The following is a 17,737-nucleotide window of genomic DNA, read 5'->3' on the forward strand; positions in this document are numbered from 1 at the left end:
ATACTAAGTTTTATATTTTTGCTATCTCCTTTTTTGATACAATGTAAGAAATTAATTAAGGGGAGAAACAATGCAAGGACGTAATAAAAAAATTATTTATTCGATCCTGATCGTCTTGGCAGTCGTCAGTTATCTGGTTCTTACCAGTTCCAACTGGAGTCAAGGCAGCAGGTTGGCATACTTTCGCAATTTTTGTGGGCTTTATTTTGGGGTGTTTATTAAACGTTGCACCGCTAGCAATATTAGCAATCATTATGATGGCGGTATTGACGATATCCCAGGCAATGCCGGCGATGATGGTTTACGCCGGATTTGGTAACAGTGCCGTTTGGCTGATCATGTTTGCCTTTTTTGTGGCCATTGGTTTTCGGACGACTAGACTAGGATTTCGGATCGCTTATTATTTGATCTATCGGTTTGGTCATTCTTCATTGGCATTATCATATGTTCTGACAATTTGTGATGTTATCATGGCACCATTTGTGCCAAACACGAACGCCCGTGGAGCCGGAGTGCTCTACCCGATTACGATGTCACTTTCGAAGTCACTCGGTTCAGAGCCAGATGACGGTACGCAGAACAAAATCGGTTCGTATTTGTTATTAACGAGTTTTCATCAGAATCTGATTGCTGGTTCATTATTTTTAACGGCAATGGCAACTAATCCACTCGCTATCAGTATGGGGAAGAGCGTTTTTCATATTTCTATCTCATGGTTGGATTGGTTCAAATATACGTCAGTTCCAAGTATTTTGGCTTTGATCATCGTTCCACTGGTAATTTATTTTATCCACAAACCAGAGTTGAAAAAAATTCCTAATGCGCAGAGTTTTGCGAAGCAGGAATTGGATAAGATGGGCAAAATTTCACTCAAGGAAGGCATCATGGTGGCGGTCTTTGTTCTGATGATCATCCTGTGGGCAACGACGCAATTTACTAATTTGGATAATACCAGTATTGCCTTGTTGGGATTAGCAATTCTTATTGTGACGGGAATCATTGGTTTGGATGATATTTTAGCTGAGAAAAAAGTTTGGAATATTTTCTTATGGTTGCCGCCGTTAATGGCAATCACGCCATACTTAGCACAAACAGGTGTCATCGAATGGTTCAAGAATATTATGGCAAATAGTGTTAAGGGTATGAGTCTGACACTAGCATTTATTATTTTGGCATTAGTATATTTATATATTCATTATTTCTTTACCAGTGTGTTAGTCCATATGCAGGCATTATACATTCCGTTTGCGACAGTCCTAGTTAGTTTGGGCGCAAATCCGACAATGGTCATTATGATGTTTGCCATGTTGACATGTATTTCTCCAAGTACGACACATTATGGGACCGGAACGGCTTCAATTTATTTTGCGACTGGTTATGTAACGCAAAAAGAATGGTGGCGCGTTGGTTTCATAGTTTCGTTAACTGAATTCTTGATCTTCATGGTTATTGGACTAGGTTGGTGGAAACTGCTAGGAATGTTTTAAATAAGTTGGAACTAAAAAATCCCTCACAAGAATAAACTCAATTCTTGTGGGGGATTTTAATTTGATTTTAGTTGTTAAACAAGCCGGAGGGAGTGAGTAGATGAAGCCAGCAGTGGAAGTAGTATAAGGACGTTAAACGTCCTTATACTACAAGACATGTTTTGAAATTCACGATTTATGTGAAGTTCAAAACCGAGGTTCGAGGCCAAGGCTCGAACCGGTCTCACAGCAGGCGTAATCTACTCACCCCCGGAGGCGGAACTACCTTCTTTTATCCTTTTCCTGATCACGTAATTGTTGATAACGTAACAAATCACGAATCTGTTGTAAGTATTCAAGTTGAGGATCAAGTTCCTCGACACTTTCGTCGAACTTACTCTTAGAACCATCACGACGCATCTTATTCATTAATTTAACAATTGTGAAGATAACGAACATGATGATCAGGAAGTTGATCAAAGCATTGACGAAGTCACCAATTTGGAAACTAGCACCAAGTACAACAAACTTCATTTCTGATAAGTTGATTTGACCAATCAAAATACCTAATAATGGATTAATGATATAAGTAGTTAACGCTGATACCAAGTTATTAAAGGCGGCACCAACGATAACACCAACAGCCAGGTCAACGACACTACCACGAGAGATAAACTCTTGAAATTCTTTAAACATTAAGTGGCTCTCCTTTACAGTTTTGAATATACTGACTACTTTACTATAAATTCGGAAGGGTGTAACAATAAATTAATTATTTTTTGGCGAGGTCATAGCTGGCGTCAATCCGTTTGAATAATTCTTCATTCGAGAGGCTGCCGTCGAGATAGATCGTGTACCAGTGTTTTTTGTTCATGTGATAACTGGGGAAGAAAACCTTGTTATCAATCACATCTTCTAAGTCATCGGTCTCAATTCTGAGGTCAATTATCTCAATATCGTCATCGGATTCTAAACCAATCTTATCGCCACTGAGACCAATAGTTAGACAGAACCATTTATTATTGTCGGGTCTACGCCAGATAGCATTTTTGGGAAATCTTTTCCACAAGAATTCTAGGTCACTGTCGTACTTGTCTTTGATGTATTTACTGATAGCTTTAATCTGTTTTGTTTTGAAGACATTGGAGTCGAAACACTTTGACGAAATATTGGCGATAACATCGAGATAGGCGGTTCTAACCTCATTGACGAAGGCACCATTAGCCTGCGGGTCTAGATGGAGATTGTATATTTCACCATTACTGTCGATTAATTTAGTAGTCAAGTCTCCGTTGGAACTGAGTCCAATCGATAGGTTGAATTGGTTATCAAGAATAGTAGTTTGGAAACTATATTGATCTGGTGCAGTTTTTTTGAAGCCAAATTTCAGTGCTTTATTTTCGTTAAATTTTTTGTCCTTGAATACATTGTCCGTTATTGCGGTTGCCAAGATATTTCCCCCTAAAAATAAAAGACCTGTCCAATTAGACAGGTCTTTTGATTAATTAAATTTCTTTTGCGATATGTGCGTGATAAGCATCTTTGATGTCGCTCAAATCAGTTAACTTGAGCTTTTCATTGACCTCGTCAGTCATAGCCTGTTTCGTATCTGCATCCCAATTGTAGAATTCGGCCATATAATCGATCACGGCATCTTCAATATCTTTCATGTGATTGATATCAAATAACATTTGGCTGCTACGACGAAGTAAGTAATCAATTGGATGTTCAACCATTTCTGCCTGTAATCCATATTGTAGCATTGCCCAGTCGACACGTGGAAGATTATCCTTGGTTTCTTCATCAGGTAATAAGTCATAGATATCAGTCACGTTTGAACCGTATCTTTGAACTAGTTTTTCGGCGTCTTCACGATCCAAGTCGAAGTTGACGATACCTTGTTCGGCCATTTCATCGAAATAGAGCTTCCAGCCTTCGTCTCCACCAACTTCACCACCGGATAGAGTTAGGTTCTCAGTTTGTTGTGATTGATATTCGTAGTCAGTTTCATTCGATAATTCGAAGGCGACTTCGTTGACGATCTTTTCGGCCATTTTACGATAGCCGGTTAATTTACCACCAGCAATTGATAATAATCCTGAGTCTGACTTGAAGATTTCATCTTTACGAGAAATCTCTGAAGGTGATTTACCTTCTTCTTGAATCAATGGACGAACACCTGACCAACCAGTTTCTACATCATCTGGAGTTAGTTGTTCTGGCAAGTCGAACATTTGATTTGCGGCAGCTAAGATATAAGTTACGTCTTTGATAGTTATATTTGGTTCCTTAGGATCATCAGTCCAAGTTGTATCAGTTGTTCCGATATAGGTCTTACCTTCACGAGGAATGGCGAACATCATTCGGCCATCGTGAAAAGGTGTATCGAAGTAAATTGAGTTGGAGATAGGGAAGTTTTCGTGGTCGATAACTAAGTGAACACCCTTAGTTAAGTGCAAGTGTTTGCCTTCATTAGAACCGTCCATATCTCTGATTTCGTCGACCCAAGGTCCACAAGAATTAACAACTTTTTTGGCGTGGATCTCGCCAGTTTTGCCAGTGACCATATCTTTGAAGATCACGCCGCAAACTTTGTTTTCAGCATCGTATAACAAGCCGGTGACCTTAGTATAGTTAGCAATTAAAGCACCGAGTTCGTTGGCTTTTTTGACTACTTCCAATGTCAATCTGGCATCATCAGTCCGGTATTCGACGTAGACACCTGAACCCTTGAGATTCTCACTCTTGATGAAAGGCTCACGGTCAACAGTTTTCTGTGGATCAAGCATGTACTTACGTTCAGAAGACTTAACTTGTGCTAGTCGGTCGTAAACATCGAGGCCGATAGCAGTACTGAATGGTCCAAAAGTTCCGCCATCATAAAATGGTAGCATCATTTTCAAAGGAGTTGTGATTTGTGGGGCATTGTTATAAACAATGGCACGTTCGCTACCAACTTCGTGAACTTCATTGATAGCAGCTTGTTTCAAGTAACGCAGTCCACCGTGGACTAACTTCGTTGAACGACTTGATGTTCCTGAAGCAAAGTCACGCATTTCGACTAGACCGGTCTTCAAGCCACGAGTCTGGGCATCAAGTGTGATTCCTGATCCGGTGATACCACCACCGATGACCAAGAGATCAAGCTCACCATCTTGCATAGCTTGTAAGTTGTCGTTTCTAGTTTTTTCTGAGAATTCTTTCATTGAGTGTTCCTCCTAAAAAAGTTCATTTGCTTATAGTTTAGTAAATTAAGCAAAAAACTGGAAGCGTTTCACCTTGGAACAGGATACAAATCTTAGATGATAGAATCGTTATGGATGTGGCTTTGGAATTCTACGTATGCGTCACTGAAAATATCACTCGGATGTTCGATCAGCATTGACTTAGGAAAATAGAAGCGTTCATCCCCAGAAATCTTACCAGTCAAGGCATTGACTAGATTACTGATAGTCGAAAGTTCAATCAGTGAACCATCGTCATTCATGATCTCGATTTGGGTACGACTCTTATTACTATTAGGACTGTACGTATCGTATGGTAAGTCGTAACTAGTATTGATAGCTGTGTAATATTTCTTATCAAAACCAGCGCTCTCAACAATATCGGCTAGTTCTGGTAACATTTTTTCGGTTACTTGATTGTATTCAGCAGATTTGAATGGCTTACGATTTAAGAAACGATGTGCCAAGTCCTTGAGTATTTCGTCAGGATAATCTTGCCATAAGGTGAAGTAGGTATTTAGAACCCCGTCATCTAGTAATAAGTAATCATTGATACTAACATGATTCTCGAAGAATGGTATCAACAAACTAGGCATCTCGAAGTCATTCATGTGGTTGTGTTCGTACAAGTCCTTAGCGCGTTGTAATAACTTCGTTAGAACAACTTCCATACCACGTGATACGGGATGGAAATAAACTTGTTGATACATCTGAAATCTTGAGAGCACATAATCTTCAACGGCATGCATCCCATCATTATCGAAGGCGATTCCGTCTTTGTAGGGACGCATAACACGGAGGATTCTAGTTAGGTCGAACATTCCGTACTTGGTACCAGTGAAGTAGGCGTCACGTAGTAAGTAATCCATTCGGTCGGCGTCGATTTGGCTGGAGATCATTTGGACAACTTGAGGATTCTCATATGTGTGAGCAATAACGCCAGCAACTTTTTCAGGGAAGTCAGCAGATACTTTGCGCAATACTTGGTTGATCTCAGTTTCTGGTGATGTGATTATTTCACGTGTCCAGGCTTCATGGTCGGTATTGAAGATGTGTTCGAAGGTATGTGAGTAAGGACCGTGGCCGACATCGTGCAGTAATGCAGCACACAGTGCAACGATTCGTTCATTGTCATCCCACAAACCATCGCCGGGAGTCTTCGTTGGATAATTTCTTTGGAAGTTATCACAAATCTGGCGTGTTATTTCATAGACACCCATACAGTGAGTGAAGCGGGAATGTTCAGCGCCTTGGAAGGTGAATGAAGCAGTTCCCAGTTGTTTAACACGACGTAATCTCTGGAATTCCTTGGTGTTGATCAAGTCGAGGATCACTCGATGTTGAACGTGGATATAGTTGTGGATCGGATCACGGAAAACTTTTTCTCTAGGTAACATTTCGAGATTATAAGTCATTATTTTTCCCCCAGTAGTAGTTTTTTGTTTTTGTAGATAAGATCATCCATAGTTTGGTTATAAGCATCTTTATAAGGTAATGATTCTCTAACGATATTGAAGTTTCCGCGGTCGATATTGTAGTCACTAGTACTTAATTCATCAAGAATTCTTTGCTTGGCAATGTCGATTGTTAATGGAGTATCGAGCATTTCATCCAGATCAGTCATACAGTGGACGTCGATGTCAGGGTATTCAATATTTTCGTGTTTTGGATAATTACTAATTTCATAAAAATCTTTCATTAATTGCGAGCGTTTCTTCTGGTCACCTGTTACACTGATATAGGCCATAATTGCCACAGCGTTTCCGGCACGGCGTTGAGATATTCCGGCAATTTTTTTACCGTCGATACTCAAGTCGTAGGTGCCAGGACAGTATGAACGAGTGATCTCGCCAGTTTTAATTTTGTCAGAAAAACTTTTTTGCATAATTTGGTGCATCTGTTCATATGCTTGGTCAATTGTGATATTGTTTTTATTTGGTAAAAACAATGTAAAATTGAGAATGCCTGAATCTGTGACGACACCTAGTCCACCAGAGTTTCTAACGTAGTAGATGTAATTTTTTTCTTCTAGGCGTCGCATGCCACCGGCAATATTCTTGAGTCGCTGGTCTTGTAGACCTAGGATGACAGTGGGTGGTGTGGTCCAAAAATGAGCCACAGGGATGGAATTCTCAGAGACGAATTTTAAAATTGCTCCCGTATCTGCAAAAGGTACGAGCATATCTTCGTCTTTAATTATTTGTTGATTGTATAATAGAATTGTATTGTCTAATGATTTATTCATTTAAGTAATCACTTCTTTAAGATTAATTGTTATTCTAATTTTAGCATGTAGAGGCGTCGTATATTGGAAAATAACAGTGAGAATATAAATGTAGAACTAAATATGGAAACTCTTCAGTCTGGAGAGCTGACTCATACAAAGATTGCGGAACCTGGTAAGTTTACTAGGATCGGCAAGTCGATGTACTTAAGATTTAACGAAAGTCTAGAAAATAATGATACAGCTTCGATCTTAGTTAAGGTCACTGATAGTGGAGAGATCCATGTCAAACGTGTATCAAAATCAAATAACTTAGCATCACTATTATATTTTACTCATAAAAGTCATAACAGTGGACATCTGGAAACAGAGTACGGAACAATGTTACTTCATACTTTTACGAAGGATTCAGCGGTCGAAATCGTTAACCGACCACTATCTGGAAAGATAAACATTGATTATGATTTGATTTATGACAATAATGTAGTAGGTAATTACAAGTTTCGATTGATTTTTAGTGCTTGACAATCTATCATTATAAATAAGACGCTGCGAAAGGACGTGTACCCGTTTGGAATTTGAAAAATTCAAGAACCAAAACAAAGATGAGCTTTCTCTAATTGAGGTTGCTTACGAAATTCTTGATACAAGCAAGAAAGAGGCAATGAACTTTTCTGACATTGTTAATAAGATTCAAGACTACTTAGGTAGATCAGATGATGATGTTAAGGAATCACTTCCTCAATTTTATACAGATTTAAATAATGACGGAAGTTTTCTTTCACTTGGTGAGAACGTTTGGGGATTGCGCAAATGGTACCCATTTGATTCTGTTGATGAAGAAGTTAATCATCCAGAAGACAACGGTACTGAAAATACACATAAGGCAGCCCAAAAGGTTAATGCCTTCATGAGTGATGACGCTGAAGATGATGACGTTGTTGACTACGATGATGACGCTGATTTGGACGTAAACGATATGGATGATGACGACGAGAGTGATGGATCAACAAGTAATGGTCCTGATCTTTCTAAGTTTACTAATTCAGATCTTTCAGTTGATGATGATAGTGATGATGAACAAGATACTGGCTTAGATGACGGTATTGAGGGTCAATTATCAGAGTTTGATGCTGATGACGAAGATGACGCTGACATCGATCTTGAAGACGATGATGATGACGACTCAGACGATGACGAAGACGACGATATTTAAATTTGTGAATTTAAAGTTTGACGATTTGGATAGATAACAGTATTATATTGTTTGGGCTCTATTAGATTGTCTAATTACAAGTTCCCTGTTCAGTAGAATAGGGAACTTTTTTATTTTTGGTTGAGTAGGAATTCCCTAGAAAGAATATGTGGAGGAAAGCTATGACTAAGTATATTTTTATTACAGGTGGAGTTGTTTCATCTCTTGGTAAGGGTATTGTTGCGGCATCCCTTGGTAGATTACTAAAGAACCGTGGGCTAAAGGTAACAATGCAAAAGTTCGACCCTTATATTAATGTGGATCCAGGAACTATGAGTCCATATCAACACGGTGAGGTTTACGTTACCAACGATGGTACAGAAACTGACCTTGACTTAGGACACTATGAAAGATTTATTGATAACGATTTGAACAAGTATTCAAACGTTACGACAGGTAAGATTTACTCAGAAGTAATTCGTCGCGAACGTCGTGGTGATTACAACGGAGCAACAGTACAAGTTATTCCACATATTACAGATATGATTAAGCAAAAAATAATGCGCGCTGCTACAACAACTGATTCTGATGTTATTATCACAGAAGTCGGTGGTACAGTTGGTGATATCGAATCACTTCCATATCTAGAAGCACTTCGTCAAATGAAGTCTGAAGTTGGTTCAGAAAATGTTGTCTACATCCATACTTCACTAGTACCTTACTTGAAGGCTGCTGGCGAAATGAAGACAAAGCCAACACAACACAGTGTTAAGGAATTGCGTGGAATTGGTATTCAACCAAACATCTTGGTTGTTCGTACCGAAAAACCTATGCCACAAAACATGAAAGATAAGATTGCTTCATTCTGTGACGTTGATTCAGAGGCTGTTATCGAATCACGTGATGCAAGTTCACTATATGATATTCCATTGAACCTACAAGCACAAAACTTCGATGATATCGTATGTCGTTACTTACATCTTGATACTCCAGAAGCTGACATGACAGACTGGAACAAATTGGTTGATCGTGTTCACAACTTGAAGCACACAACAAAGATCACACTTGTTGGTAAGTATACTAAGTTACAAGATGCTTATATTTCTGTTACAGAAGCACTTCACTCAGCCGGTTATGCTTATAATACAGATATCGAATTGAAGAAGATCTCTGCTGATCTTATTACTGAAGATAATGTTGAAGAGATGCTGGGCGATGCTGATGGTATCCTAGTTCCCGGTGGTTTCGGTAGCCGTGGACTTGAAGGCATGATCACAACTATTAAGTATGCTCGTGAAAATGACGTTCCTTACTTTGGTATTTGTCTTGGTATGCAAATGGCAAGTATCGAGTTTGCTAGAAACGTTGTTGGAATCAAAGATGCCACAACTGGTGAAGTTGATCCCGATGCAGAAAATAAAGTTATTGATATTATGGCAGATAAGAAGGATGTTGAGGACCGTGGTGGTACACTACGTTTGGGTGCATATCCATGCAAGTTGAAACCAGGTTCAAAGACAGCTGCTGCTTATGATGATCAATCAGTTATTCAAGAAAGACACAGACACAGATATGAATTTAACAATGCATATCGTAAACAATTCGAAGATTTAGGATTAGTATTCTCAGGTGTTTCTCCCGATAACCATTTGGTTGAAATTATTGAAGTTCCAAGCAATAAGTTCCACATTGCTGTTCAATATCACCCAGAGTTCTTATCAAGACCAACAAAACCAGAAGGTCTATTCAAAGCATTTATTGGTGCAGCTTCAGGGTTAGACGAAGAGAATATGTAATTTCCTGAAGTAGTTAAAAATTAGTTAGGGAAAAGCTTATGCAAAAACTTGTAATCAATGGTGGAAAAAAGTTATCAGGTGAAGTTACGATCGGCGGCGCTAAGAACAGCACTGTGGCGCTGATTCCTGCTGCTATTTTATCTGATACACCTGTAGTGTTAGATTCAGTTCCACAAATTAGAGATGTAAAGAATTTACGTTCTATTTTGAAAGATATGAACGTTACTTCAGAGATGAAGGATGATGTATTAAAGATTGATCCGACAAAGATTCAATTTGCCGAACTACCTAGTGGTAAGGTAAGCAGTTTGCGTGCTTCATATTACTTTATGGGAGCGATGCTGGGCCGTTTTGGCAAGGCAATCGTAGGATTTCCCGGTGGCGATGACATTGGACCACGTCCAATTGACCAACATATCAAGGGATTCGAAGCACTAGGTGCGCATGTTGAAAATAAACACGGTCAAATAATTATTACAACTCCAAATGGCGGTCTAAAGGGTGCAAAAATCTTTTTGGACATGGTTTCAGTTGGAGCTACTATTAATGTTATCTTGGCTGCTGTTAAGGCTAAAGGTACGACCATCATTGAAAATGCTGCTAAAGAACCGGAGATCATTGATCTAGCAACATTCCTTAACAATATGGGTGCTGTTATTCGTGGTGTCGGTACGGAGACTATCCGTATCGAGGGAGTTGATAGTTTGCGTTCAAACAACGCACATACTATTATTCCTGACCGTATCGAAGCAGGAACATATTTGAGCTTGGCCGCTGCTAATGGCGGTGGAATTCTGGTTAAGAATATCATTAGTGAGCACTTAGATGCCTTCCTAGCTAAGTTAGATGAAATGGGCGTTAATTTGGAGATCGGTGAAGATAGCATCTACGTCAAGGATTCTCCAGAACTAAAAGCTGTTAATATCAAGACGATGCCATATCCCGCTTTGCCACTGATTTACAGCAACCAATCACACCTTTGTTGATGAAGGCTGATGGCGAAGCAATGGTGATTGATACGATTTATCCTAAGCGTATCAAGCACATTGCGGAACTTAATAAGATGGGCGCTAATATTACGAGTGAAAATGATTTGATTTTTGTTCGTGGTGGTGCTGAACTTAAGGGAGCAACTGTTTCGGCTGAAGAAATTCGTGCAGGAGCTTGCTTGATGATTGCTGGATTGTTGGCAGAAGGACAGACAACTATCAACAATGCTGAAAATATTCTTCGTGGATATGATCAGGTTGTTTGGAAGTTACACTGTTTAGGTGCTGATGTTAAATTAATCGGTGAAGACGATTTAGTTGAGTAAAGTATTGACAGATATTTAATTTGTTGGTAGATTATTAAATAGTTTATAACAAGAAAGGGAGTGCAGCCGTTGAGAAATTAAGTTGAAATTTCAAATTATACAAAATAAGTGTGTAATTTGACTTCGACTTAGTGTGTCTCAATAGCTAGCATTCTTTAAAAGATATAATTTTAAAGGACGCTAATAATTAGTGTCCTTTTTTGTTGGGGTCAAAACACCGTAAACGAGGTGTTTTATTTATGGGAACAATACAAATAGAAAATTTAAATTTTAAATATGATCAAATGGTGGATAACTTATTTGATTCGTTAAATCTTAGGATCGATGAGAGTTGGAAGTTAGGACTTATCGGCCGCAATGGCGTGGTAAGACGACTTTGATGAATATCTTACTGGGTAAGCTCCCTTATTCAGGTCAAATTGTTTCGAATCTTAATTTTTATTATTATCCACAGAATATTACTGATAAGGATCGTCCGGCTGTGGAAATCGTCAAAGAATTGACCGACTTGGAAGATTATGATCTGTGGAAAATCGAAGTTGAGCTGGACAAACTGCAGGTTAAGACAGATGTTTTGGAGCAAAATTTCTCGACCTTGAGTCCTGGTGAACAAACCAAAATATTGTTAGCAATTCTGTTCATTGATGATTATGGATTCCAATTGATCGACGAACCGACTAATCACTTGGATATTGTCGGACGTAAGATCGTTGCCGACTACTTGAAGAGCAAGAAGGGCTTCATTGTTATTAGTCATGATAAGACCTTTTTGAATCAAGTTATCGACCATGTTATTTCGATCAACCGTCAAGATATCGATGTATATAAGGGCAACTTTGATACCTGGGAGCGAGAGAAGAATCTGCGGGATCAGTCAGAACTTGAGGAAAAGAATCAACTCAAAAAAGATATCAACAGGTTGCATGAAACAGCTGTGAAAAGAGAAAATTGGTCGCGTCAGACTGAAAAGGGTAAATTCAAGACAGGCCTACAACAGGTGAATCTGGATAAGGGATTCATTAGTCACAAGTCATCCAAAATGATGAAAAAAGCTAAGACGATCGCCAATCGTGTGGATAAAGAAATCGACACAAAGCAAAGTCTGTTGAAAAATATTGAGATCGAAGATCCCATTAAACTAAATTACGTGGAATTAAAGCATCCGAAACATTTAATTACTGTGGATAAGTTACAATTGCAGCATGATGAGGTTGTAACTCCAGAAATAAGCTTTAAGCTACCTGTTAATAAAGTTATTGCATTGGTGGGCCAGAATGGTGTGGGTAAGACAACAGTCTTCAAGCAAATTTTGGGCCTCAAGCAGCCGTTTAAGCAGACTGGAGAGTTGCGTATTGGAAGTAACGTAAAAATCTCTTATCTGGCTCAAGAAGACGAATTAACCGGTATGATCAGACAGCTAGCTACCCAAAAACACATTGATGCAGAAATGATCTTCTCTAATCTGCGTAAATTGGGATTCGAACGTGAGTTATTCGAGCAGCCTGTGGAAAACATGAGCCAAGGTCAGAAGCGAAAAGTAGCACTGGCAATTAGTTTGTCCGAAGAAGCAAATGTCTATCTCTGGGACGAACCACTGAACTTCCTGGACGTTATTACACGTCAACAGATTATTGATGCAATCAAAAAGCAGCATCCAACGATGCTGCTGATAGATCACGATCAAGATCTAATAGATGAAGTTTTTGATCAAAAAGTAGTCTTACAAAAATAAAATTGTATTGAATAAAGTGGAAGTTCATGTTAATATTTAATACCGTTAGTAAATTAATCTCTATTTCTGCAAAAGATTTAGGGCAAAGGAGCGCATAGCATGAAACAAGGAATTCATCCAGATTATCACCAAGTTGTATTCATGGACTCATCAACAGGTAAGAAATTCTTAGCTGGTTCAACAGTTCAATCAAGTGAAACAACTGATTACGAAGGTACAGAATACCCACTAATTCGTGTTGAAATCTCATCAGACTCACATCCTTTCTATACTGGTAAGCAAAAGTTTGCTCAAGCAGATGGACGTATCGATCGTTTCAACAAGAAATATGGTTTAGCACAAAAATAAAAAGCCATCCTATATTAGGAGGCTTTTATTTTTTTACCTTTTTTTGATTTGAAATGTGTGGATACCCAAGCTAGGTTGACTGCAGCTAAACAGCTGGTACTGATGAAGACGGCTGAGTAACTTAAGGTGCTGGAAATGAATGAACCGAGTAGTGGTCCGCAGACATTACCAACAGACTGGAACGACTGGTTGTATCCAAAGATTCGACCAGTGTATTTGGCGTCAGTATACTTAGCTAGCAAGGTCTGAACTTGTGGTACTAGACAAGCATCGGAGATCCCAACGAAGAATCGCAAGGTTGCCAGCTGCCAGACATTAGTAACAAAGGCCTGTGGAATATATACCAAGACAGCAAAAATCAAACCACCGATCAAAATCTTACTTGTACCGATCTTATCGCCTAGAGCACCAAATCGTGGTGCGGCAATAATATTGGCAATACCAGGAACAGCGGCTACGAATCCTGCGACTAAAGTTATTTTGTCAGATCCGTGCATCAATTGTTTGACGTACAAACTGATGATGGGGTTGATCGAGTTATTTGAAGTCTGGATGATCATAGTTGTGACGAACATAGCTAAGATCAAATTAGGATTTTTTAACTTGTGGAAAATTTCTTTGGTGGTTTCTTCTTCACCCTTAGGGATAGGAGTGAAATCTTCCTTGATGAAGATCGTAACTAAGATAAATGCCAAGAACAATAATGATCCAGTTAGCATAAATGGAATTCTATATCCGAAGTATTGAGCAATTACACCACCGACTAAAGGACCGAGCAAGGTACCGGAAATAACTCCGGTATTCAATGTTCCAAGTGCTTTACCACTTTCGGCACGTGGTGCTGTCGATGCAATCAAAGTATTAGCGTTACTTACGAAACCTGAGAAGACACCTTGCAAAAGTCTTAAAACGACGATTTGCCAAGCGGCAGTAGCAAAGGCTTGAAGTGAGATGACGATCGCCATACCGAGGGCAGCACGGATAAGCATGAGCTTACGGCCTCTGCGATCAGCAATTTTACCCCAAATTGGAGATACGATCGCCATAACTAAAAAGGTAGAAGAGAATGCAATACCATTCCAAATGACAAGTTGGTTTTTTGTGAAATTCCCTAGTTGATTAATGTATAATGGCAAAAAGGGTGTTATCATACTAAAGCCAATACCTGTCATGAAAGTACTGAACCAGAGAACGGTTAGATTACGTCTCCAATAACTATTCTCTCCAGGTACTTTTGGTGAGTTAGATGTCATAGTGCATCAATTCCTTTCTAAATAATATACTATACTCTTTTTATTTAGTGTGGATTAAAATAATTTTTCAGAATTGGGGAAAAATATTCATGAAAATGAAGTTAAAAGAAGTTTATTCTGCTTTAAAAATCAACGTTGATTCTGTACCTGACGTAGATATTACTGGGGTTTGTTTTGACAGTCGCAAAGCTAAGGAGGGGGATCTATTCTTCCCGCTTAAAGGTGAACGTGACGGTCATGAGTTTATCGGCAGTGCAATTTCTAATGGAGTCAGTGCAACTGTTTGGCAGAGTGATCACGAAATCCCTAATCAAGAGATTCCTTATATAGTGGTTAAGAATGTCTCCGCTGCATTTGAAACACTAGCTAAGTATTACTTGGCAAAGGTCAATCCTAAGGTCGTAGCCGTTACTGGAAGCAATGGTAAGACAACTACTAAGGATATGATCGCAGCAATTTTGGCAACCAACAATAACGTTGCTAAGACACCAATGAACTTCAACAACGAGATCGGTGTGCCATTTACTATTTTGAATATGCCAATCAATACCGAAGTATTAGTGGTAGAAATGGGGATGGATCGTCCTGGTCAGATCGATCATTTGAGTAGTCTCGCTAATCCAGATATTTCAGTTATCACAATGATCGGTGAAGCACATATCGAGTTTTTTGGCACACGCGATAAGATCGCTGATGCTAAGATGGAGATAGTCGATCATTTACAAGAGGATGGCAAGTTTGTTTTTGACGGTGATGAACCACTATTAACTGAGCGTGCTCAAAAAGTTGAACAAAAAAAATTAACTTTTGGAAAAAAAGATGTGAATACGCTTTACGCTACGTCAATAAAGGCTGGCAAGTCCACAATTTCGTTCAAAACTAACCTTTGGCCGGACTTAGAGTTTGATATTCCGATGATGGGCGAATATAATGTTAAGAATGCCTTGGCTGCAATTTTAGTTGGTCAAGCCCTTCATGTTAAGCCAGAGGCTATGGCAAAAGCTTTGGCTGACCTATATGTTACCGAGAATAGAACAGAATGGTTAAAAGCAAAAAATGGCGCAGACATTTTAAGTGATGTATATAACTCAAACCCGACTGCTGCAATAGAAGTTCTAGAAAGTCTCAAAAAGATTTCAACCCCTGGACGTAAGATCGTCGTTCTAGGAGACATGCTGGAACTCGGTAGTGCATCAAAGCATTTGCACGAATCACTTGCGGACCACATCAATACAAGGGACTTTGCAAAAGTTTATCTTGTAGGGGATGAAATGAAGGCTCTGAAAACTAAGTTAGATCAAAAATATGCTGATAATGATTTGATTTGGTATAACAAGGATCAATTAACGGAATTAACAAATGATTTAGAAAAAGAAGTAAACTCAAGTGACACTGTCTTATTAAAGGCTAGTCATGGCATTCATTTGGAGAACGTATTAAGTAAATTAGTATAAGAGTGTGTTATTTGAGAATGATTGAATAACGTGTTATAGTTGCCAATTGTGATTTTAACGCGTAACAACTGGAGGATTTTTGTGAAATTTAGTGAATTAAATTTAGATTCAAGATTACTACAAGCTGTAAATGAGGCCGGTTTCGAAGAAACTACCCCCATTCAAGCAGAAACTATTCCAATGGTATTAGCCGGAGACGACGTCATTGGACAAGCCCAAACAGGTACAGGTAAGACCGCAGCTTTTGGTCTACCTATTCTAGATGCCATCGATATGTCATCTACAGATATTCAAGCGCTAATCATCTCACCTACTAGAGAATTAGCTATCCAAACTCAAGAAGAGTTATACAGATTAGGCCGCGACAAAAAAGTCAGAGTTCAATCAGTTTATGGTGGTTCTGACATTAGAAGACAAATTCGTGCCTTAAAGAACCATCCTAATATTGTTGTTGGTACTCCAGGTCGTATGCTCGATCATATCAACAGACACACTCTTAAATTAGGTAACGTCAAAACAGTTGTTTTGGACGAAGCCGACGAAATGCTAGATATGGGATTCGTTGAAGACATTGAAAGCATCCTTTCAAATGTTCCTAACGTACACCAAACTCTATTGTTCTCAGCAACAATGCCTAAGCCTATCATGCGTATTGCTGATAAGTTCATGACAGATCCTAAGATCGTTAAGATCAAGTCAAAAGAATTAACTGCTGACAAGATCGATCAATACTACGTTAAGGCTCGCGACTTCGAGAAGTTCGACTTAATGACAAGAATCTTTGATGTTCAAGGACCAGAACTAGCCTTGATCTTCGGTAGAACAAAGCGTCGTGTTGATGAATTAACACGTGGTTTGCAAGCTCGTGGATACAATGCTGAAGGACTTCACGGTGACTTGTCACAAGACAAACGTACTAGTGTCCTTCGTAAGTTCAAAGCTGGTAAGCTAGAATTCCTTGTTGCAACTGATGTTGCTGCTCGTGGACTAGATATCTCAGGTGTATCACACGTTTATAACTATGATATTCCTCAAGACCCTGACAGTTATGTTCACCGTATTGGCCGTACAGGTCGTGCCGGACATTCTGGTGTGTCTGTAACATTCGTTACACCTAACGAAATGGGTTACTTACGTACAATTGAGAACCTAACAAAGAAACGTATGAAACCACTTGCTCCACCTACTGACAATGAAGTTCTTAAAGGACAATTGGAAGCAGTTAAGGAAGAAGTTAAGAATACTATTGCTGTTGACAAGAACTTGGATCGTTTCGACGATGCAGTTAAAGAATTGTTAGAAGAGTATTCACCAGAAGACCTAGTTAAGGTTTACTTGAGCACAACTATCAAGGACGCACAAAGTGTTCCTGTTAAGATTGCTCCAGAAAGACCACTTCCTTCACGTAAAAATAGCCATAGCCGTTCAGGCCATGGTCGTCGTGGACGCTTTGGCGGCGGTCGTGATCGCAACCGTAATGGTGGCGGACATCATTCAAGAAGACATGATGATCGTGGTGGAAACAACCACGGTGGTAAGTCAGGCGAAAGACGTCACGACAGTCACAATAACAATTCTTCCAAATCAAAAGGTCAATCAAAGAAGAACTTCAAGATCAGAACAAATCTTTAATCTGACGTAAATATTTGGAATATAAAACATTTGTTTTATAATATAAGTAATTAAGACAAGGTAATTAATTTTGCTTTGTCTTTTTTTTCAAAAAAATT

The 17,737-nt window shown here is 39.0% G+C and carries 14 protein-coding genes and 1 pseudogene; 9 read left to right on the top strand and 6 right to left on the bottom strand.

The window, feature by feature from the left end:
• Positions 1-188 precede the first annotated feature (188 nt).
• Positions 189-1,487 carry a DASS family sodium-coupled anion symporter gene (locus JCM14932_RS15265; RefSeq protein WP_235700585.1) on the top strand — a complete coding sequence of 433 codons (1,299 nt, stop codon included), beginning with the start codon at positions 189-191 and terminating at the stop codon, positions 1,485-1,487.
• Positions 1,488-1,748: 261 nt separating this feature from the next.
• Here JCM14932_RS15265 and mscL read toward each other — a convergent pair whose 3' ends face one another.
• The 5 genes from mscL to JCM14932_RS10115 form a co-directional block, all read right to left on the bottom strand.
• Positions 1,749-2,162, bottom strand: a complete 414-nt coding sequence (gene mscL, locus JCM14932_RS10095; RefSeq protein ID WP_025024748.1) for a large conductance mechanosensitive channel protein MscL — start codon at positions 2,160-2,162, stop codon at positions 1,749-1,751.
• Positions 2,163-2,238: 76 nt separating this feature from the next.
• Complete coding sequence (locus JCM14932_RS10100; RefSeq protein WP_051528115.1) at positions 2,239-2,916, bottom strand: MmcQ/YjbR family DNA-binding protein; 678 nt, start codon at positions 2,914-2,916, stop codon at positions 2,239-2,241.
• 55 nt (positions 2,917-2,971) lie between these two features.
• Positions 2,972-4,672 carry a glycerol-3-phosphate dehydrogenase/oxidase gene (locus tag JCM14932_RS10105; RefSeq protein ID WP_025024750.1) on the bottom strand — a complete coding sequence of 567 codons (1,701 nt, stop codon included), beginning with the start codon at positions 4,670-4,672 and terminating at the stop codon, positions 2,972-2,974.
• Positions 4,673-4,764: 92 nt separating this feature from the next.
• Entirely contained in the window at positions 4,765-6,105 is a 1,341-nt protein-coding gene (locus JCM14932_RS10110) for an HD domain-containing protein (RefSeq protein WP_025024751.1), read from the bottom strand.
• On the bottom strand, positions 6,105-6,935 hold the full coding sequence (locus tag JCM14932_RS10115) for a lipoate--protein ligase family protein (protein ID WP_025024752.1): 831 nt from the start codon (positions 6,933-6,935) through the stop codon (positions 6,105-6,107). Before JCM14932_RS10115 ends, JCM14932_RS10110 begins: the two co-directional genes overlap by 1 nt.
• A gap of 63 nt (positions 6,936-6,998) precedes the next feature.
• Here JCM14932_RS10115 and JCM14932_RS10120 point away from each other — a divergent pair, with 63 nt between their 5' ends.
• From JCM14932_RS10120 to JCM14932_RS10145, 6 genes and pseudogenes are all read left to right on the top strand, one after another.
• Positions 6,999-7,439, top strand: a complete 441-nt coding sequence (locus JCM14932_RS10120; protein ID WP_025024753.1) for a YwiB family protein — start codon at positions 6,999-7,001, stop codon at positions 7,437-7,439.
• A 46-nt stretch (positions 7,440-7,485) separates the two neighbouring features.
• Positions 7,486-8,130, top strand: coding sequence for a DNA-directed RNA polymerase subunit delta (gene rpoE / locus JCM14932_RS10125; RefSeq protein ID WP_025024754.1), 645 nt, complete (start codon positions 7,486-7,488; stop codon positions 8,128-8,130).
• 161 nt (positions 8,131-8,291) lie between these two features.
• Complete coding sequence (gene pyrG, locus JCM14932_RS10130; protein ID WP_025024755.1) at positions 8,292-9,905, top strand: CTP synthase; 1,614 nt, start codon at positions 8,292-8,294, stop codon at positions 9,903-9,905.
• Positions 9,906-9,943: 38 nt separating this feature from the next.
• Positions 9,944-11,220: pseudogene (gene murA, locus JCM14932_RS15270) on the top strand (UDP-N-acetylglucosamine 1-carboxyvinyltransferase).
• 331 nt (positions 11,221-11,551) lie between these two features.
• Positions 11,552-12,952 (top strand): ATP-binding cassette domain-containing protein, encoded by a 1,401-nt coding sequence (locus JCM14932_RS15275; protein ID WP_235700582.1) that lies wholly within the window; start codon positions 11,552-11,554, stop codon positions 12,950-12,952.
• Positions 12,953-13,051: 99 nt separating this feature from the next.
• Positions 13,052-13,300, top strand: a complete 249-nt coding sequence (locus JCM14932_RS10145) for a type B 50S ribosomal protein L31 (protein ID WP_025024756.1) — start codon at positions 13,052-13,054, stop codon at positions 13,298-13,300.
• A gap of 14 nt (positions 13,301-13,314) precedes the next feature.
• Here JCM14932_RS10145 and JCM14932_RS10150 read toward each other — a convergent pair whose 3' ends face one another.
• The gene (locus JCM14932_RS10150) at positions 13,315-14,553 is read right to left on the bottom strand and encodes a multidrug efflux MFS transporter (RefSeq protein WP_025024757.1); all 1,239 of its coding nucleotides are present in this window, start codon (positions 14,551-14,553) and stop codon (positions 13,315-13,317) included.
• An 89-nt stretch (positions 14,554-14,642) separates the two neighbouring features.
• Here JCM14932_RS10150 and JCM14932_RS10155 point away from each other — a divergent pair, with 89 nt between their 5' ends.
• Positions 14,643-16,007, top strand: a complete 1,365-nt coding sequence (locus tag JCM14932_RS10155) for a UDP-N-acetylmuramoyl-tripeptide--D-alanyl-D-alanine ligase (RefSeq protein WP_025024758.1) — start codon at positions 14,643-14,645, stop codon at positions 16,005-16,007.
• Between the two features lie 81 nt (positions 16,008-16,088).
• A complete protein-coding gene (gene cshA / locus JCM14932_RS10160; protein ID WP_025024759.1) occupies positions 16,089-17,639 on the top strand; it encodes a degradosome RNA helicase CshA in 1,551 nt (516 codons plus the stop codon).
• Positions 17,640-17,737 lie beyond the last annotated feature (98 nt).

It is taken from the genome of Companilactobacillus nodensis DSM 19682 = JCM 14932 = NBRC 107160, assembly GCF_000615905.1.
GTDB classification, from domain to species: domain Bacteria; phylum Bacillota; class Bacilli; order Lactobacillales; family Lactobacillaceae; genus Companilactobacillus; species Companilactobacillus nodensis.